20 protein-coding genes are annotated in these 18,035 nt (G+C 67.3%); 13 read left to right on the forward strand and 7 right to left on the reverse strand.

Going from position 1 to position 18,035, the window contains the following annotated elements:
• The first annotated feature begins 43 nt into the window (after positions 1-43).
• The 4 genes from ACFW6D_RS27165 (at position 44) to ACFW6D_RS27180 (ending at position 3,482) form a co-directional block, all read left to right on the forward strand.
• Positions 44-466, forward strand: a complete 423-nt coding sequence (locus ACFW6D_RS27165) for a MaoC family dehydratase (protein WP_379332690.1) — start codon at positions 44-46, stop codon at positions 464-466.
• Positions 467-554: 88 nt separating this feature from the next.
• Positions 555-1,742 (forward strand): lipid-transfer protein, encoded by a 1,188-nt coding sequence (locus ACFW6D_RS27170; protein ID WP_379332692.1) that lies wholly within the window; start codon positions 555-557, stop codon positions 1,740-1,742.
• A 108-nt stretch (positions 1,743-1,850) separates the two neighbouring features.
• A complete protein-coding gene (locus tag ACFW6D_RS27175) occupies positions 1,851-2,987 on the forward strand; it encodes an alkaline phosphatase PhoX (protein WP_379332694.1) in 1,137 nt (378 codons plus the stop codon).
• Positions 2,988-3,044: 57 nt separating this feature from the next.
• Complete coding sequence (locus tag ACFW6D_RS27180; protein WP_379332696.1) at positions 3,045-3,482, forward strand: NUDIX domain-containing protein; 438 nt, start codon at positions 3,045-3,047, stop codon at positions 3,480-3,482.
• Here ACFW6D_RS27180 and ACFW6D_RS27185 read toward each other — a convergent pair.
• The gene (locus ACFW6D_RS27185) at positions 3,455-4,102 is read right to left on the reverse strand and encodes a TetR/AcrR family transcriptional regulator (protein WP_379332698.1); all 648 of its coding nucleotides are present in this window, start codon (positions 4,100-4,102) and stop codon (positions 3,455-3,457) included. The genes ACFW6D_RS27180 and ACFW6D_RS27185 overlap by 28 nt on opposite strands.
• Before the next feature lie 64 nt (positions 4,103-4,166).
• Here ACFW6D_RS27185 and zapE point away from each other — a divergent pair, with 64 nt between their 5' ends.
• The 6 genes from zapE to ACFW6D_RS27215 all read left to right on the forward strand — a co-directional run bounded on the left by zapE (position 4,167) and on the right by ACFW6D_RS27215 (position 9,684).
• The gene (zapE, locus tag ACFW6D_RS27190; protein WP_379332700.1) at positions 4,167-5,330 is read left to right on the forward strand and encodes a cell division protein ZapE; all 1,164 of its coding nucleotides are present in this window, start codon (positions 4,167-4,169) and stop codon (positions 5,328-5,330) included.
• A 138-nt stretch (positions 5,331-5,468) separates the two neighbouring features.
• Complete coding sequence (locus tag ACFW6D_RS27195; RefSeq protein ID WP_379332702.1) at positions 5,469-6,398, forward strand: DUF4129 domain-containing protein; 930 nt, start codon at positions 5,469-5,471, stop codon at positions 6,396-6,398.
• Positions 6,399-6,468: 70 nt separating this feature from the next.
• On the forward strand, positions 6,469-6,963 hold the full coding sequence (locus ACFW6D_RS27200) for a hypothetical protein (protein WP_379332704.1): 495 nt from the start codon (positions 6,469-6,471) through the stop codon (positions 6,961-6,963).
• A 17-nt stretch (positions 6,964-6,980) separates the two neighbouring features.
• Positions 6,981-7,943, forward strand: coding sequence for an AAA family ATPase (locus tag ACFW6D_RS27205; protein WP_379332706.1), 963 nt, complete (start codon positions 6,981-6,983; stop codon positions 7,941-7,943).
• A complete protein-coding gene (locus ACFW6D_RS27210) occupies positions 7,940-9,214 on the forward strand; it encodes a DUF58 domain-containing protein (RefSeq protein WP_379332708.1) in 1,275 nt (424 codons plus the stop codon). The genes ACFW6D_RS27205 and ACFW6D_RS27210 overlap by 4 nt, the downstream gene beginning before the upstream one ends.
• Positions 9,211-9,684, forward strand: a complete 474-nt coding sequence (locus ACFW6D_RS27215) for a hypothetical protein (protein WP_379332710.1) — start codon at positions 9,211-9,213, stop codon at positions 9,682-9,684. Before ACFW6D_RS27210 ends, ACFW6D_RS27215 begins: the two co-directional genes overlap by 4 nt.
• Here the strand turns inward: ACFW6D_RS27215 and ACFW6D_RS27220 are convergent.
• Complete coding sequence (locus ACFW6D_RS27220) at positions 9,668-10,516, reverse strand: GNAT family N-acetyltransferase (RefSeq protein WP_379332712.1); 849 nt, start codon at positions 10,514-10,516, stop codon at positions 9,668-9,670. The two genes, ACFW6D_RS27215 and ACFW6D_RS27220, sit on opposite strands and share 17 nt — an antisense overlap.
• A gap of 39 nt (positions 10,517-10,555) precedes the next feature.
• On the reverse strand, positions 10,556-10,903 hold the full coding sequence (locus ACFW6D_RS27225; RefSeq protein WP_379332714.1) for a winged helix-turn-helix transcriptional regulator: 348 nt from the start codon (positions 10,901-10,903) through the stop codon (positions 10,556-10,558).
• A gap of 69 nt (positions 10,904-10,972) precedes the next feature.
• Between ACFW6D_RS27225 and ACFW6D_RS27230 the strand changes: the two genes are divergently transcribed.
• Complete coding sequence (locus tag ACFW6D_RS27230) at positions 10,973-11,731, forward strand: SDR family oxidoreductase (protein ID WP_379332716.1); 759 nt, start codon at positions 10,973-10,975, stop codon at positions 11,729-11,731.
• Here the strand turns inward: ACFW6D_RS27230 and dmpG are convergent.
• From dmpG to ACFW6D_RS27245, 3 genes are all read right to left on the reverse strand, one after another.
• Positions 11,721-12,755 (reverse strand): 4-hydroxy-2-oxovalerate aldolase, encoded by a 1,035-nt coding sequence (dmpG, locus tag ACFW6D_RS27235; protein WP_379332717.1) that lies wholly within the window; start codon positions 12,753-12,755, stop codon positions 11,721-11,723. The two genes, ACFW6D_RS27230 and dmpG, sit on opposite strands and share 11 nt — an antisense overlap.
• Before the next feature lie 15 nt (positions 12,756-12,770).
• Positions 12,771-13,679, reverse strand: a complete 909-nt coding sequence (locus ACFW6D_RS27240; RefSeq protein WP_379332718.1) for an acetaldehyde dehydrogenase (acetylating) — start codon at positions 13,677-13,679, stop codon at positions 12,771-12,773.
• Between the two features lie 127 nt (positions 13,680-13,806).
• On the reverse strand, positions 13,807-14,592 hold the full coding sequence (locus ACFW6D_RS27245) for a 2-keto-4-pentenoate hydratase (protein ID WP_379332790.1): 786 nt from the start codon (positions 14,590-14,592) through the stop codon (positions 13,807-13,809).
• 125 nt (positions 14,593-14,717) lie between these two features.
• On the opposite strand from ACFW6D_RS27245, the gene kstD reads away from it, so the two are divergent.
• Positions 14,718-16,421: a 3-oxosteroid 1-dehydrogenase gene (gene kstD, locus ACFW6D_RS27250; protein ID WP_379332720.1), complete on the forward strand. Its 1,704-nt coding sequence runs from the start codon at positions 14,718-14,720 to the stop codon at positions 16,419-16,421.
• 105 nt (positions 16,422-16,526) lie between these two features.
• Complete coding sequence (locus ACFW6D_RS27255; RefSeq protein WP_379332722.1) at positions 16,527-17,387, forward strand: MaoC/PaaZ C-terminal domain-containing protein; 861 nt, start codon at positions 16,527-16,529, stop codon at positions 17,385-17,387.
• Positions 17,388-17,423: 36 nt separating this feature from the next.
• On the opposite strand, the gene ACFW6D_RS27260 is transcribed toward ACFW6D_RS27255, so the two are convergent.
• Positions 17,424-18,017, reverse strand: coding sequence for a TetR/AcrR family transcriptional regulator (locus ACFW6D_RS27260; RefSeq protein ID WP_379332724.1), 594 nt, complete (start codon positions 18,015-18,017; stop codon positions 17,424-17,426).
• Positions 18,018-18,035 lie beyond the last annotated feature (18 nt).

Raw genomic sequence — 18,035 nt, forward strand, 5'->3', positions numbered from 1 at the left:
TGCTTGTCGGTCGATGCTCCGCCAGTACGGAAAGGACGCCCCGATGACCCCCACCGTCGAACCCGCCACCATCGCGGCGGGAACTATCCTGCCGGAGTTGGTGATTCACGCCGACCCGACCTTCGTGATCAGCACCGCCCTGGCCACCAGGGACTTCCAGGATGTGCACCACGACCGCGACAAGGCGGTCGAGCGTGGGTCGAGCGACATCTTCGTCAATATCCTCACCGACACCGGCCTCGTCCAACGCTTCGTCACCGACTGGGCGGGCCCCCGCGTACTGGTGAGATCCATTGCCCTGCGGCTCGGCGTACCCCTGTATGCCGGTGACACACTGACCCTTTCGGGCGAAGTCGTCGAGGTGTCCGGTTCGCAGGTCACCATCGCGGTGCGTGGTCGGGACAGCCTTGGCGACCACATCACCGCCACCGTCGTGATCGCCGTTCCCGATTCCGAGTCGGCGTGACGCTCGCGGCCCCGCGTACGCCTGCGGGCCCGCGGCCTTGCACACGTAGTTCGGGCCGCGTCGTCGTCCACCCCTGTCTGGAGTCGAAATGAACACCACACCAGTCGAATACGGTCTGTCAGGCCGCGCCGCCATCGTCGGCATCGGCGCCACCGACTTTTCCAAGGACTCCGGCCGCAGCGAATTGCGTTTGGCCGCAGAGGCAGTCAGCGCGGCGCTCGCCGATGCCGGACTCACGCCCGATGACGTCAACGGCCTCACCACCTTCACCATGGACACCAACACCCAGGCCGCGGTGTCCAGGGCGGTCGGCATCCCGAGCCTGAAGTTCTTCAGCCACATCGGTTATGGCGGCGGCGCGGCCTGCGCCACCGTGCAGCAGGCCGCTATGGCGGTCGCCACCGGAGTCGCCGACGTCGTGGTCGCCTACCGCGCGTTCAACGAACGCTCCGGCGCCCGCTTCGGCCAGTTCTCCCCAGCACTCGCCGCCGCCCCTACCTCCTCGGGAATCGACGCGGGCTGGGCCTACCCGCAGGGTCTCGGTACCCCCGCCGCTCAGGTCGCGATGGTCGCCCGCCGCTACATGCACGTCACCGGCGCGACCAGTGCCGACTTCGGCGCGGTGGCGGTAGCCGACCGCAAACACGCCGCCGTGAACCCCAACGCCTTCTTCTACGGCAAACCGATCACCCTGGAGCAACACCAGGATTCGCGCTGGATCGCCGAACCCCTGCACCTGCTCGACTGCTGCCAGGAATCCGACGGCGGCGTCGCCATCGTGGTCACCAGCGTCGAACGCGCCCGCGACCTCCCGCAGCGTCCCGCGATCATCGCCGCCGCCGCCCAGGGCAGCGCCGTCGACCAATACGTGATGACCAGCTACTACCGCGACGCCATGACCGGCCTGCCCGAAATGGGCCTCGTCGGCAACCAGCTGTGGGCCCAGAGCGGCCTGACCGCCGCCGACATGCAGGCCGCCATCCTCTACGACCACTTCACTCCGTTCGTCCTCATGCAACTCGAGGAACTCGGCTTCTGTGCCCGCGGCGAGGCCAAGGACTTCATCGCCGACGGCGCCATCGAACTCGGCGGCCGCCTCCCGCTCAACACCCACGGCGGCCAACTCGGCGAGGCCTATATCCACGGCATGAACGGCATCGCCGAAGCCGTGCGCCAGATCCGCGGCACCTCGGTGAATCAGGTCGATGACCTCGAACGCATCGTCGTCACCGCCGGAACCGGTGTTCCTACCTCAGGATTGGTGCTCACGGGATAGGGGTCGCGCTGTTGGTTACCTGGTCGCTTGCCCGACACGTCGGTGACGCGGCGGTGTTCCCCATCGCACCTACCCTCCGACGGAATGCCTGTCGATGGAAGGAAGCGGATGCAGCGACGAGGATTCATGAAGGCGGCTGTGGTCGGTGCCGGTTCGGTGGCACTGACCTTCACGCTCGGACGAGAAGCACTCGCGTACCCGGCGCAGACCGGTGCGAGCCCGTACGGGGGTCTGCAGGCCGCCGACGCCAACGGCCTGATGCTGCCCAAGGGCTTCACCAGCCGGGTCGTCGCGCGAACCGGTCAGCTCGTCGGCAACACCAAGCACGTGTGGCACGGTGCGCCCGACGGCGGCGCCTGCTTCGCCGACGGCACCGGCTGGATCTATGTGTCCAACGCCGAACTCGGTAAGGGTGCCGGTGGCGTGAGCGCGGTGAAGTTCGACGGCGCGGGCAACATCACCGGGTCCTACCCGATTCTGTCCGGGACCACCGACAACTGTGCCGGTGGTGCGTCGCCGTGGAACACCTGGATCTCGTGCGAAGAGCACAACAAGGGCCTGTGCTGGGAGACCGACCCGTGGGGCGTCAAGCCCGCGGTGAGTCACGAGGCGATGGGCGTGTTCAACCACGAGGCAGCGGCCTTCGACCCCGACCGCAAGGTCGTCTACCTCACCGAGGACGAGCCCGACGGCGGCTTCTACCGCTACACCCCGACCGCGTGGGGCAACCTGTCCGAGGGCAAGCTCGAGGTGCTGACCACCGACCTGACCTGGGCCGCGGTGAAGCCCAAGGGCCAGGACTGCCGCAAGCAGGTCAAGAACATGCACCTGTTCGACGGTGGCGAAGGCGCCTACTACCGCAACAACATCTGCTACTTCACCACCAAGGGCGACGACAAGGTGTGGGCCTACAACGCCGCCACCAACCAGCTCGCCACGGTCTACGACAACGACACCACCGCCAACGCGCCCCTCACCGGCGTCGACAACATCACCGGCGACCCGCACGTCGGTGACCTGTTCGTCGCCGAGGACGGCGGCGACATGGAGATCTGCGTGATCACCCCGAACGACGTCATCGCGCCGTTCGTCAAGATCGTCGGCCAGGACGACTCCGAAATCGCGGGCGTCGCCTTCAATCCCGCGGGCACCCGCATGTACTTCTCCTCCCAGAACGGCACCACCGGCACCGACGACGGCGGCATCACCTACGAGGTAACCGGCCCCTTCCGCCGCTCCCTGTAGGACGTCGAGGCCGGATCCACCCCAGCACGGTGGATCCGGCTTCGTAGGCTCATCCCCGTGACACCACTGCACCTCGTCGATGTCCACATACTCCTGATCCGTGCCGACACGATCCTGCTGAGCCTGCGCCGCAGCGGCGACGAGTTCGATCACCGCTGGCACCTGCCCTCGGGAAAGCTCGAGGTCGGCGAGTCGGTGGCGGCGGCCGCGGCGCGCGAAGCCGCGGAGGAGATCGGGGTCGACATCGACCCGGCCACCTTGCGCCTGTTCCATGTCGCTCACGTCACCGCCCCCGGTCGCGACTCCCGGCTCGGCTTGTTCTTTCGCGCCGAGGAATGGCGCGGAGAACCCTTCAATCGTGAACCCGATAAATGCTATGCACTGCAATGGTTTCCGCTGACCGAGTTACCCGCCGACCTGATCGAATACTCCGCTCTCGGATTGGCAGCGCTGGATTCCGCCGCGCCCTATTCCGAATTCGGTTGGCCCGGTTGACAGTTACGCTCGCTTGTCAGCAACTCAGCCAATGGTCTGGCGAGTTGATCGACATCGCCCGCCGCTCCGGCCCGTAGCCCCGCGAACCGATCGAAGACGAGTCCTTCCAGCAGCGCGAGTAGGTCGTGCGCGGACTCGCGGGGATCGGCAGCGCCGAGGGCTTCGAACAGTCCGGTGGCGCGGTCGAGGGAGAACAGGCTGCCTGCCAGGCGGGCGTGTAGCTCCGGGTCGGACAGGACCTCGATGATCAGGGCGTGCCGGGCGATCAGGTCGTTGCGGCGATGTGTGAGTAGATGATCGATCCAGGTCGCGATGTCGTGCGCGACCCGCACGGGATCCATCGGCTGACCGGTTGCTTCATCGCGCGCCACTTCTGTCCGGTATTCCGGGTGGGTCGTTGATTCATATTGTGCGGCAACGAAGTCCGCGCGCGACCGAGCTGTGATCCCGTCCGCGACAGCTTCGATCAAAGCCTGCCGCGTTCGGAAGTAATACGAGGTCGAACCCGATGGCAATGCCAGTTGGGCGTCCAGCGCGCGATGAGTCAGCGCGCGAATCCCCCGTGTCGCGATCAGGTCGACAGCACCCGCCACGATCTGCACCCGCCGGTCTGTGGACATCGTCACCTCTCCTGGCCGTCGACGACGCCCTCCTCTACAACTGTAGAGGACGAAGGAGGTTCGCATGAACACGGTGGTGCTCGATCCCGCGCAGCAAGCGGCCGCAAGCGCACTCGACTCCCTGCTCGACCCGGACAGCCGTCCGATCCGGCGCGGTGGCCACCCCGCGCGCGGGGGTCGCGCTGAGCGCGGGCGGGTATTCGGAATCCCGCTGCGGGGGCGCCGGGCCGAGCGCGTCAACCGGACCGGGCATCCCGCCGAACTCGGTGACCTGTCGGCCGCCCGTTGCGGCAGCTACCTGCACGGGCGCCCTGGGCGCGGCAAGACCATGGTGATGGATCGCTTCTTCGCCTCGGTCGACACACAACGCAAGCGCCGCTTCCACTTCCACTCGTTCTTCGCCGCGCTACACGCCGCCGCCCACGCGCTCGGCTCGATCGAACGCGCCATCGATGACCTCCTCGGCGACGCCGACCTGGTCTGCTTCGACGAATTCCACGTCACCGACATCGGCGACGCCATGCTCGTCGCACGCCTGCTCGAAACCCTCTTCGCCGACCACCGCACCCTCGTGGTCACCTCGAACTACCGGCCACAGGACCTCCTGCCCAACCCCCTGTTCCACGACGCCTTCCTGCCCACCATCGACTTGATCCTCGCCAACCTCGACACCGTCACCCTCGACGGCCCACTCGACTACCGCACCCGCACACCACACCGCGACACTGGCTTCCTCGCGGGACGCTACGTGCTGACACCGGGTGCCGGATCAGCGTCCCCCAACCTGGGCGCGCGCCGTCACAGCACACATCCGCCCGCAGTCGATCAGCCCTACTCGCACGACGGCGAGCCGTCCGCCGTCGAGGTGCCGCTCGGCAACGGCCGGACCCTGCGCGGCCACACCAGTGCCGACACCATCACCGTCGACTTCCACGCCATCTGCGCGACCCCAACCAGCGCCGCCGACTACCTCCATCTCACCGAGCGCTACCGCCGCTGGACCCTGCTCGACGTCCCGCCACTACGCGAAGTCCCGCCCGACTGGTCCATGCGCCTGGTGAACCTGGTCGACGTCCTCTACGACGCCGACCTCCCCTTCACCGTCCACGCCCCGGAACCCGCACCCGAACTGACCGCGAACGTCCCCGCGATCCCCGACCTCGCTCGCACCGCCAGCCGACTCGGTGAGCTGCCGTTAACTGGCGTTTCGAACGTTCGCACTGCGTAGCATGCCCTTGATGGCAGGGGGACAATAAAGGTGAGTGGTCCCAAAAGCATCGATTTCGTCTCGAGCGGACCACTCGGCATGTAACTATGTGGCTGTTTGGTGCAGTCTCTGGGGTTTGGTGGTACAGCTGTGATCGGGGTGAATCAGCCCATAACGCGGGCGATTGTCGTGATCGCACTGGTCGTCGCTTCGACGATCGCGTTGCAGGGCACACTGCCCGGCTCCGGCGAGTCCTCGTCCGGAGCTCCTTCTCCGCTGCTCATCGCCGTGATGCCGGTATTGCTGCTGGTCTCGATCGTCATCCTGGTCGCGGGCGTGATCGCCAGCCAGCATCGACTGCCGCTGGCGATGCCCGAAGCCGAACGCGACGCCATGCCGCGCATCCAGTGGCGGCGGATGGCATTGCTGGTCCCGGTCGCCGTGGCCGCGGTCGCGCTGATCTTCGCCGGTGGCGTCACCGCGCTGTTCCTGCTGCCGGGTGCGCGCCCGATGCGTGCCGCCGTCCAGACACAGACCGAGGATTCCAGCCCCGTCCCCACCACCGACACCCACGCCGCAGACCCCACGGCCGGGGCGACCGAACTCGCGGGCAACGCCCTCGTGGTCGCGGGGATCCTGGCCGTCGTGCTGATCGTGGTCGCGCTGGTCGGCTTGGTCGCGGTCGCCGTGGCCGCCCGTCGCGAACCGACACCCGCGGCGCCCGTCGAGGACGAACCCGCAGCCAGCGATGTCGATTCCCTCACCCGTGCGGCCGAGATGGGCCTGGCCGCGATGAACGCCCCCGGCCAGGACCCGCGCACCGCCATCATCGCCTGTTATGTGGCGATGGAACGCGGCCTGTTCAGCGACCTCGCCGCCCGCCCGCTGGCCTCCGACACCCCGATGGAAGTGCTCGCCCGCGCCTTCGAAAGCGGTGTGCTGCACGACGCTTCGGCCCGTGAGCTGGTCGCGCTGTTCGAGGAGGCGCGCTTCAGCCCGCACTCGATGCTCGAATGGCAGCGCATGCGCGCCGAACAACTCCTACGCATCGTGCTCACCGACCTGCAACGCAGGCTGGTGGCGGCATGAGCGGTCAGCGCCCGGAGGCGGTAGCTTGCGTGACCACGCAGGGCGCCCGAGCATGCCAGGAGGGCACCGCATGAGTCGAACTTCGGTGATTGTCACGGCTGTGCTCGCGGTCGCGGTGATCGAGGTGGCGCTGGTGCGGCTGGATCGTGATTCGGTGCTGCTCGCGGTGTCCGTGCCGGTGGCGGTGGCACTCGCGATGCTGGTCTGGTCCCTGCGCCACCGGGTGATTCGCGAGGAACCGCTCACCGAGTACATCGACAACGGTCCGGCCGAGATGCTCGGTCGCTGGCACGCGCGCGCCGAGATGCTCGCCGCCCGCGCCGACGGCACCCGCGCCGACTGGGACCGCCACCTGCGGCCGTTGCTCGCCAAAGAGTTCGAATTGTCCACTGGGTTGAGGGTTTCCAAGAATCGCCGGGCCACCGAGGCCGCCGGTCAGCTGCAGTTCGGTCCTGAACTGTGGCGCTGGGTGGATCCGGCGAACTCCGCGCTGCGCGATCAAACCGGTCGCGCACCGGGCAAGGAGGCGCTGGACGAGATCCTGCGCCGTTTGCAGACGATGTGAGGGGTTAGAGGCCACCGATGACAATGCCGTTGAACGTGACCGTCCAGCGCTCCGATGCCGTACTGCGTGAGCTGGGCCGAGTCATTGTCGGCAAGCGAGATGAGATGCAGCTCATCATGATTGCCGTACTGGCCGGAGGACACGTACTCATCGAGGACCTGCCGGGGCTCGGAAAGACCTTGATCGCAAGGTCTTTCGCGGCCGCGCTCGGACTCGATTTCACCCGCGTGCAGTTCACGCCGGATCTACTGCCCGCCGATCTGCTCGGTTCGACGATCTACGACATGGCGTCGGGCCGGTTCAACTTCCGTCGTGGTCCGGTGTTCACCAATGTGCTGCTCGCCGACGAGATCAACCGCACCCCGCCGAAGACCCAGGCAGCTCTGCTGGAGGCGATGGCGGAAGGTCAGGTGAGCATCGACGGCGAAACCTTCCTGCTGCCACAGCCTTTCGTGGTGCTGGCCACCGACAACCCGATCGAGTACGAGGGCACCTACCCGCTGCCCGAGGCGCAGCTCGACCGCTTCGCCATCCAGCTGCGCCTGGGTTACCTCTCCGAGGCCGACGAGACGCAGATGATCCGGCGCAGGCTCGAACGTGGTTCCACCGCACCGCAAGTCGGCCAGGTGGTCGATGCGCAGGGGCTGATGGAAATGCGTCAGTCGGTCGAATTCGTCACCGTGCATCCCGATGTCGTGAGTTACGTCGTGGCGCTCGCTTCGGCGACTCGCAGCCACCCGCAGGTGGAGGTCGGCGCCAGCCCGCGTGCCGAACTGGATCTGGTGCAGATGTCGCGCGCCCGTGCGCTGCTGCTGGGGCGTGACTACGTGATCCCGGAAGACGTGAAAGCGCTCGCGGTGCCCGCGATGTCGCACCGCATCACGCTGCGCCCCGAGATGTGGGTCCGCCGCATCCGCGGTGAGGACGTGATCACCGAACTACTCCGCCGGCTACCGGTGCCCCGCGCCACCAGCACATGAAGCACCGCGACGAATCGAGAACGGTCGAGGTCGACCTCCGGTGGCGGCCTGCCCCGCTGGTGTTCATCCTGGCCGGTTGCGCCGCGGCGGCGCTGGTCGTCGCGGTGTTGCTCGGGCAGTGGCAGCTGGTCGTCTTCGCCGCCCCGATGCTCGGTGTGCTCGCCACCGCGCCGTGGCAGCAGGCGCCGACCAGGATCCAGGTCGACGGCAGCGGCACGGTGCGCTGCTTCGAAAACGAGCAGATCAGCTGCAACGCAGTCGCTTTCGTCGAGAGCGGGCACGCACTGCTACGAATGACTGCTGTCCAGATGCCGGGTCTGGAACTAGAGGTCGCCGAAGCCCACGACTCCGGTGGTGCGCCCGCGGGGATGGAACTCAATCTCTCGGCCACCCGCTGGGGGCGTTATCCGGTGCAGGTCAAGGTCGCCGCGCTGAGCCCGGCCGGCCTCGCGGTCGCCACGGCCGAACTGCCCGCGGCCAAGATCTATGTGTACCCGATCGCCGACCCGCAGCGAATGCGGTTGCCGCGCACCGAACTTCCCGACCGCATCGGCACCCACCTCACCCGCAGGCAAGGCCCCGGCGTCGAATACGCCGACATCCGCACCTACGCGCCGGGCGACCAGTTGCGCACCGTGAACTGGCCGGTGAGCGCGCGGCGCGGCAGGCTCTTCGTCACCCAGCGGTTCACCAACCGCTCCGCCGATGTGGTCGTCATGGTCGACACCTCCCTGCAGGCGCCAGGCCCGGCCAGCGCCTCACTGGAACTCTCGGTCCGCGGCGCGGCCCAGGTGGTGCAGTCGACCCTGCAATCCGGTGACCGCACCGCCGTCGTCTGCCTCGGCGAATCCCCCCGCTGGCTGCGCCCCGACATCGGCCGCAGGCAGTTCTATCGCATCGTCGACACAGTTCTCGGCGTCGGCGACGAACACGTCGAGACCACCGGCACCCTCGCACCGCATGCCGCCGTCCCGATCGGCGCGATCGTGGTCGCCTTCTCCACCCTGCTCGACACCCAGTTCGCGCTGTCGCTGATCGACCTGCGCAAACGCGGCCACGTGGTCGTCGCGGTCGACGTCCTGCGCGGGACACCGTTCGAGGAGGGCCTCGACCCGACCATGGCCAAGATGTGGCAGCTCGAGCGCGCCTCGATGTACCGGGACATGGGCACCGTCGGCGTCGACATCATTCCCTGGCCCGAAGGCACCCGCCTCGACCAGGCCATGCGCCTGCTCCCCGAACACCGCCGAGCGGTCCGGGTGCGCCGATGACGAGATTCCTTGCCCTGCTGGCAGGCCTGCTCCTGGTCGCCGCCGTCGCGCTGATCAACCCGATCGCCGGGGTGGCGGCGCTCGCGCTGGTCATCGCGAGCTGGTGGTGGCGGCCCGCCTCGGTCGGCGCGGTCCTGATCACCATCGCCGCCCTCGCCTTCTCCGACGTCGGTGTAATAGCCGCAGCCGCAACAGGTCTGGTCGCCACCACCTACCTGCTGAACGCCGCCGTCCTGCACGCCCCCGAAGGCGTGGTGCCCACCACCATCCCCTCGGTCGGCGGCGCGGTCCTGTTCACCATCGCCGCCGCCACCGCGGCCTGGGTTCCCGTCCAACTGATCTGGGCCCCCTTGGCCGCCCCCGTCCTCATCGTCGCGATCTACGCTCTGCTGGTGAGCGGCCTCTCGGCCAAGGGCCCGACCGTCGAACAGATCCCCCTGGAGCCGGACGCGGTCAAGCGGGATCTTTGACCAGCACTGCCCGGGTGTAGAGCAGGGCGAAGCCTTGGGCCTGGGCGTTGCGCTGGGATTTCGAGCCGGGCTGGGTGGTGATGACCGCGAGGTCGCAGTCGGCCGCGGCGGCCTCGTTGAGCCGGGTCGCGAGCAGTGCTGTTTGCACGCCCTTTCGACGGTGTTGCGGCCGAGTCGCGGCCCCGCCGAGGGCGGCGATGCCGTCGATCATGCGCAAGGTGGCGCCGCCCGCGGGTTCGCCTGCCCGGTAGGCCAGGTAGCGGTGGGTGTCGCCGGTGGCGTTCAGGTCTCGCACGGCGGCGGCGAGGATGTCGCGGGGGAAGTCCTCGTGTGCGGGTAGACCGTCCTCATCGGGGTGCGCGAAGCCCTCGACGACGATATCGAGCCAGGTGTCGAATCCGGTCTCGTCGTCGCGGCGGACCTCGACCGACTGCGGACTCGGCCAGACGCGTCCCGCCAGGCGCATGCCGAGCACATTCTCGAACGACGTCAACCGATACCCGCGGGCGGTCAGTTCGGCCCCGATCCGCGGGTCGGCGAGATGCGCCAACTCCACCTGAACCGCCGCCCCGACCTCAGCGTATGCCCGTTCGACCGCCTCCCACTGCGCATCCGAAGGCACCCCGCCGAACCCGACCCCCACCACCTTGTTCAACGGCGAATTCGGTCCAGCGAAACACGCCGCACCACCGGCGATCTCCCGCGTGAACCCACCGCCGCCCGATTCCGCCCGCTGAAGCCCCGCGCCCACCCCACGGGCGATCACCCCGGTCTCCATCCGCTCGATCCGGGCAGCAGTATCGGTGTCACAGAAGAATGTCGCCACGCTCATCAGCCAGTTATATCGCCCGTGTCCAGCGAGTTTCGGCGACTAGCTCTCAGGCCGCCAAGGGATCCGGCCGTTGCCATCGCCGGTGAGTGTCCGGTTCTCGGACCAGTCCCACAGCGGCTGCAGGGATTCAGCGAGCAGTGCGCCCTCGGTGGTGAGTTCGTAGGCGCCGCGCGGCCCGTTCTTGCGGATCAGCGCCGCCGACTGGAGCTGCTGCAACCGGTCCGACAGCATGCTCGACGAGCAGTTGCCCATGCGCCGGCGGATGTCGAGGAAGCCGAGGGGGCCGGGCTCCAGTTCCCAGATCACACGCAGCATCCAGCGCTGACCGAGCAGTTCGATCGCGGCCAGGATCGCTAGAGAGGGTTCGTCACCGGTTGCGCTTCTCATTCAGAAGCACGATAGTTGCTTCTGAATCAGAAGCATGACGGCCGGTCGGGACGGACGAGGAGATCGACGATGGATTCGACAGATCAGCGGATCGTGCTGGTGACCGGGGCCTCGCGGGGGATCGGTGCGGAAGCGGCCGCGCAGTTCGGCGCGGCGGGGGCACACGTCGTCGTGAACTATCGGGAGAAGCGCAAACGGGCCCAGGATGTCGTGGACGGGATTGTTGCGGCAGGCGGAAGCGCCTCGGTGCTCGGTGCCGACGTCTCCGATCCGGCGGCTGTCGAGACGATGGTCGATGAGATCGGCCGGACATTCGGGCGGCTGGATACCTTGGTGCTCAATGCATCCGGCGGGCTCGAACGGGATGCCGATGCCGGGTACGCCCTCCGGCTCAACCGGGATGCGCAGGTGAACCTGGCGACGGCGATGCTGCCGCTGATGCCCGAAGGTGGGCGGATCGTGTTCGTGACCAGCCATCAGGCGCACTTCATCCACGAAAAGGGTGACGTACCTGCGGGTTACGCGCCGATCGCGATGAGCAAGCGGGCAGGCGAGGATGCGCTACGCGCGTTGATTCCCGAATTCCGGGAGCGCGGAGTCGGTTTCACGGTGGTGTCGGGCGACATGATCGACGGGACGATCATCGTCCGCCTGTTGGAACGGCGCGACCCGGACAGTGTCGAGTCGCGCCGCGCGGCGGGCCCGCTGCCCACTGTCGAGGACTTCGCGCGCGTGATCGTCCGGGCGGGCAGCGAGACAGTCGCCGACGGCCACACGTATTTCGTGGGCGGAGACGACTACCTCGCTGCCGGTGCGCTCACGCGGTGACGGAGGCTTCGCGCTGCAGTTCCAAGGCGATGTCGATGAGTTGGTCTTCCTGGCCGCCGACGAGCTTGCGTTTACCCGCGCGGACGAGCATTTCCGCAGCGGAGACGCCGTAGCGTTCGGCTTGGCGTTCGGCGTGCTTGAGGAAGCTGGAGTACACGCCCGCGTAGCCCATCATCAGCGACTGCCGGTCGAGCAGGCATTCCTGGGGCATGGCCGGGCGCACGACGTCTTCGGCCGCGTCGGCGATGGCGAAGAAGTCGACGCCGGTTTTGATGGCGAGTTTGTCGGCGACGCCGACGAAGGCTTCGACGGGGGTGTTGCCCGCGCCCGCGCCGAAGCGGCGGGTGGAGCCGTCGATCTGGGTGGCTCCCGCACGGACGGCATAGACGGAGTTGGCGACGGCGAGGCCGAGGTTCTCGTGGCCGTGGAAGCCGACCTGGGCGTCGGTGCCGAGTTCGGCGACGACAGCGGCGACGCGGTCGGAAACCTGTTCCAGCACAAGGGCTCCGGCGGAATCGACGATGTACACACACTGGCACCCGGCGTCGGCCATGATGCGCGCCTGCTCGGCGAGCGCCTCGGGCGGCTGCGTGTGCGACATCATCAGGAAGCCGACGGTTTCGAGCCCGAGGTCGCGGGCGTAGCCGAAATGCTGGATCGAGACGTCGGCCTCGGTGCAGTGGGTGGCGATGCGACAGATCGAGGCGCCGTTGTCCTGGGAGATCTTGATGTCTTCTTTGACGCCGACACCGGGCAGCATGAGAAAGGCGATCTTCGCGTTGCGTGCCGTCTCCGCCGCGATCGTGATCAGTTCCTGCTCAGGGGTTTTGGAGAACCCGTAGTTGAACGAGGAACCACCGAGGCCGTCACCGTGGGTGACTTCGATGACCGGCACCCCCGCACCGTCGAGCGCGGCGACGATATCGCGAACCTCGGTGGTGGTGAACTGGTGGCGTTTGTGATGGGAGCCGTCACGCAGCGAGGTATCGGTGATCCGGATGTCGAGTTCTGCTGAGTAGACCATGGTTTCACAAGCTCCTTACACCCGGGCCGAGAGGATCTGACCGGCGATGACCTCGCCGACCTTGGTCGCGGCAGCGGTCATGATGTCGAGATTGCCCGCGTACGGCGGCAGGAAATCGCCCGCACCTTCGACCTCCACGAACACCGAAACCTTCGCCAGCCCACCGGAAACCACCGACGGCTCGTCGAACTGCGGTTCGTTGAGCAACCGATAGCCGGGCACGTACTGCTGGATGTCGGCGACCATCTGGTGGATCGATGCGGTGATCGCGTCGTGGTCGGCGTCGTCGGGGATCGCGCAGAAGATGGTGTCGCGCATGATCATCGGCGGTTCGGCCGGGTTCAAGATGATGATTGCCTTGCCACGCTGAGCCCCGCCGATGGTTTCGACACCACGGCTGGTGGTCTTGGTGAACTCGTCGATATTGGCGCGAGTGCCAGGGCCCGCGGACACCGACGACACCGAGGCGACGATCTCGGCATAGGGGACCGGAACGACGCGGGAAACGGCGGCGACGATCGGAATCGTTGCCTGTCCACCGCAGGTGATCATGTTGACGTTCGGCGCATCGAGCAGCGAGCCCAGGTTCACCGGCGGCACCACAGCGGGCCCGACAGCGGCGGGGGTGAGGTCGACCGCGCGAATCCCGAGTTCGGCATACCGGGGCGCGGCAGCGCGATGGACGTAAGCCGAGGTGGCCTCGAAGACCATGTCGGGCTTCTCATCCCGGGCGAGCAGCCAGTCGACTCCTTCAGCGGAGGTCTCCAGCCCGAGCCCCCGGGCCCGCTTCAACCCTTCGCTGTCGGGGTCGATGCCGATCATCCAGCGGGGTTCGATGGATTCCGAACGCAGCAGTTTGTAGAGCAGGTCGGTACTGATGTTGCCGGATCCGACGATCGCGGCGGTGACGTTCCCGTTGGACACGGTTGGCCTCCTAGGGGCAGCCGGCAGTGGCCGGCGAGGTGGACAGCTCAGGTGAAAGGCAGACGAAGGCAATCGAGTCCGACGAAGGCGGCGACGCGGTTGCGAATATCCTGCGCACAGCGGTGGCCTAGGCGAAGTCCAGGCGGACTGAACCCAGTCCGGTGAACTCCGCGCGGAAGGCGTCACCGGGTCGGGCGTCGATGGCACGGGTGCAGGAGCCGGGCAGCACGATGTCACCGGCTTTGAGTCGCACACCGAACCCGGCGACCTTGCGTGCCAGCCACGCGACCGCGATCAGCGGATCACCGAGCACGGCGTCACTGCGACCTTCGGCGACAACCTCGCCGTTGCGGGTGAGCACGGCGTCGATCGCGGTGATGTCGATGTCGCTGGGGGCAACGCGTTCCTTGCCGAGGACCCAACCGGCCGAAGACGCGTTGTCCGAGATCGTGTCGGCGAGCCCGATCTTCCAATCGGTGATCCGGGAATCGATCAACTCGATCGCGGGTGCGTAAGCGACGGTCGCCGCGAGAACATCGGCCTCCGTGCAGTCTTCGCCGGGCAGGTCGGCACCGAGCACGAAACCCACCTCGACCTCCACCCGCGGCAGCAGAAACGCGGCGGTGTCGACAGGGACGTCCTCGAAGACCTCCATATCGGCGAGCAGATGACCGTAGTCGGGCTCGTCGACCCCCATCATCTGCTGCATCGCCTTCGACGACAGCCCCACCTTGTGCCCGATCACCCTGGCACCGGAACGCAACCGGCGCTGAATATTGAGCAGTTGGATCTCGTAGGCATCGACCACGTCGATCCCTGGATGCCGCGCGACGAGCGGGGCCACGGCCACGCGGTCGGTTTCGGCGCGAGCCAGTTCATCGGCGAGCTCGGAACGTAGCGCGTCGGACAGCACGCGGACCTCCTGGACAATCTCGGCCGAACAGCGTCGGCTTGACATCAAAACTGTAACGGGTTGCCGAAGCGAATATCAGCCCTTCGTCCAGACAACATAGCGCAAAAGCGGCGACTTTCTGTAACGTGTTCTACATGAGTGATCGGGAATATGATGTCGTGGTCGTCGGCAGCGGCGCCGCCGGGATGACCGCCGCGCTCGCCGCGGCCCACAAGGGGCTGAGCGTGGTGGTACTGGAGAAGGCCGCGCACTACGGCGGGTCGACGGCCCGATCCGGCGGTGGCGTCTGGATTCCGGGCAACAAGGCGCTGCTCGCCTCGGGCCGTCCCGACGACCGCGAGGACGCGCGCACCTACCTGCACAGCATCATCGGCGACGTGGTGCCCGCCGAGAAGATCGACACCTACCTCGATCGCGGCGCCGAGGCATTCGACTTCGTCCTCGACCACACCCCACTGAAGATGAACTGGGTGCCGGGCTACTCCGACTACTACCCGGAAGCGCCGGGCGGTCGCGGGGCCGGAAGGTCTTGTGAGCCCAAGCCGTTCAACGCCAAGGTCCTCGGCGCCGAACTGGTGAACCTGGAACCGCCCTACGCCAAGGCGCCGCTCAATGTCGTGGTCACGCAGGCGGACTTCGTGCGGCTCAACCTGATTCGCCGCCACCCCAAGGGCATGATGCGAGCCTTGCGCGTCGGCGCGCGCACCTACCTGGCCAAGTGGACCGGCAAGCATCTGCTCGGCATGGGCCAGGCCATCATCGCCGCCATGCGCAAGGGCCTGCTCGACGCCGGCGTCCCGGTGCTGCTCAACACCCCGCTCACCGACCTGGTGGTCACCGACGGCCGCGTCACCGGCGTCAAGGCCGTCGCCGACGGCGAACCGGTCACCTTCACCGCGCGCTACGGCGTGGTACTCGGCAGCGGCGGCTTCGAGCACAACGCCGACCTACGCGCCAAGTACCAACGTCAGCCGATCACCACCGAGTGGACCACCGGCGCCGCGGCCAACACCGGCGACGGCATCGTCGCGGGCATGGCCGCGGGCGCGACGGTCGGTTTCATGGAGGACGCCTGGTGGGGACCGACGATCTTCAAGGGCGGCAAGCCCTGGTTCGCGCTGGCCGAGCGCAACCTGCCCGGCACCATCATGGTCAACGACCGGGGCGAACGGTTCGGCAACGAGTCGGCCCCGTATGTCGAGGCAGTGCACACCATGTACGGCGGTGAGTACGGTCAGGGCGCGGGCCCCGGCGCGAACATTCCCGCCTGGCTGGTGTTCGACCAGCGCTACCGCAACCGCTACATCTTCGCGGGACTGCAACCGGGACAGCGCTTTCCATCGCGCTGGATGGAGAACGACAACATCGTCAAGGCCGACACGATCGAGGAGCTCGCCGACCGCATCGGCGTACCCGTCGACAACATGACCGCCACGATCGAACGTTTCAACAGCTTCGCCACCGCAGGCAAAGACGAGGACTTCGGCCGCGGCGACAGCCACTACGACCGCTACTACGGCGACCCCACCGTGAAACCGAACCCCTGCCTGGCTGAACTGTCCCAAGGCCCGTTCTATGCCGCGAAAATGGTCCCCGGCGACCTCGGCACCAAGGGTGGCCTGGTCACCGACACCGCCGGCCGCGTTCTGCGCGAAGACAATTCGATCATCGAAGGCCTCTACGCCGCAGGCAACACCAGCTCCCCGGTAATGGGCCACACCTACGCGGGCCCCGGCGCCACCATCGGCCCCGCCATCACCTTCGCCTACCTCGCGGTCCTCGACATCGCCGCGAAGAAGAAGACCGAGTCCGCGAAGGTCGGCGCATGAGCCCGACGATCACCTTCGCCGCCCTGGCGGTGTTCGACGCCGACTCGGAGTGTCGGTGACGCGCCGAACGAACTCAGACCGCTCTCCAGACACGCAGGAGTAACCATGCCTATCGACCTTGCGACCGCACTCGGTGCGGCGCTGCCCACCCGCGAGTTCAGTTGGACCCCCACCGATGTGCAGCTCTACCACCTCGGCCTCGGTGCGGGCGCCCGTCCGACCGACCCGGCCGAGCTGGCCTACCTCGACGACCGCACACCCCAGGTGCTGCCCACCTTCGCGACGGTGGTGCCCACCCTCGGCGAAACCGAACCGCCGCGCGTGAGCTTCCCCGGCATCGAGATCGACCTGGCCAAGGTCGTGCACGGGCATCAGGAAGTGCAGGTGCACAAGCCGATTCCCGCCACCGGCAAGGCGGTGTCGGTCGGCCGGATCGCCGAGATCTGGGACAAGGGCGCCAACGCGGTGATCGTGCAGGAGCACACCGTCACCGGATCCGACGGCGAACCGCTGTGGACAGTGCGGTCCTCGATCTTCGCCAAGGGCGAAGGCGGTTTCGGCGGCGAGCGCGGCCCGAGCACCCGCACTGAACTGCCCGACCGCACCCCAGACGCAGAGATCCGCACCGCCACCCTCCCGCAACAAGCCCTGCTGTATCGCCTGTGCGGCGACCGCAACCCCCTGCACTCGGACCCCGAATTCGCCATCGCCGCAGGCTTTCCCGCACCGATCATGCACGGCCTCGGCACCTACGGGATCGTCGCCAAAGCCATCACCGACGCACTTCTCGACGGTGACGCCACCCGCGTCGCCGGCTTCCGTGCGAAGTTCGCCGGAGTCCTGTACCCGGGGGAGACCCTGCGCACCAAGGTATGGCGTGTGGGTGACGAGCTCATCGCGGCCGTCACCGTGGTCGAACGCGACGATGCCCCGGTCCTCGCTGACGTCACGGTACGAATCGCCTGAACCTGGACGATGGATCACCAGGCACTCTGAACGTGATCACAGCTCGAGGGCTGCCAGCAGAATGTGCGCCGCGCGGATGGCCTGCTCGGTGCGCACGGGATCGACTACTTCTTGCAGGTGGAATGCCCAGTGCGCCTCGAACAGGCACGCGAGCCCGTAGGCGGTGACGGCGACGCGATCCGGTGGGGCGGTGGGGAACGCGTCGGCGAGTTGGCGTTCCAGCTCGGGTAGCCAGCGCTCGGTCCACAACTGCCGAAGGCATTGCCGGACAGCATGATCCCTTACCGCGAGGTGCACCAGCTCGCTCCATACAACCAGGTCGTCGTGGGTTTCGTAGGCTCCCGGCGCGAACATCCTGTTCACTCGGTCGTCGATCGGTCCCTCGGTGCCCAGCCGCAATTGCGCGTCACCGTACGCGGCCACGGCGTCGGTGACGAACGCTTGCATCAGCCCGTCTCTGCTGCCGAAATAGTGCAGCACCAGTGTGCGCTGCACCCCGGCCGCCGCCGCCACCCTCGAGAGCGTCGTGCTGGCGAAACCATCGGCCGCGACCACGGAATGTGCGGCCCGCAGGATCTGCCCGATGCGCTCCTTGGCCTTGCTCGGACGGCCGATTTTATTTACTGTCATGATAGTCAATATATTCGA

The organism is Nocardia sp. NPDC058705 (assembly GCF_042749305.1).
Taxonomy (GTDB): domain Bacteria; phylum Actinomycetota; class Actinomycetes; order Mycobacteriales; family Mycobacteriaceae; genus Nocardia.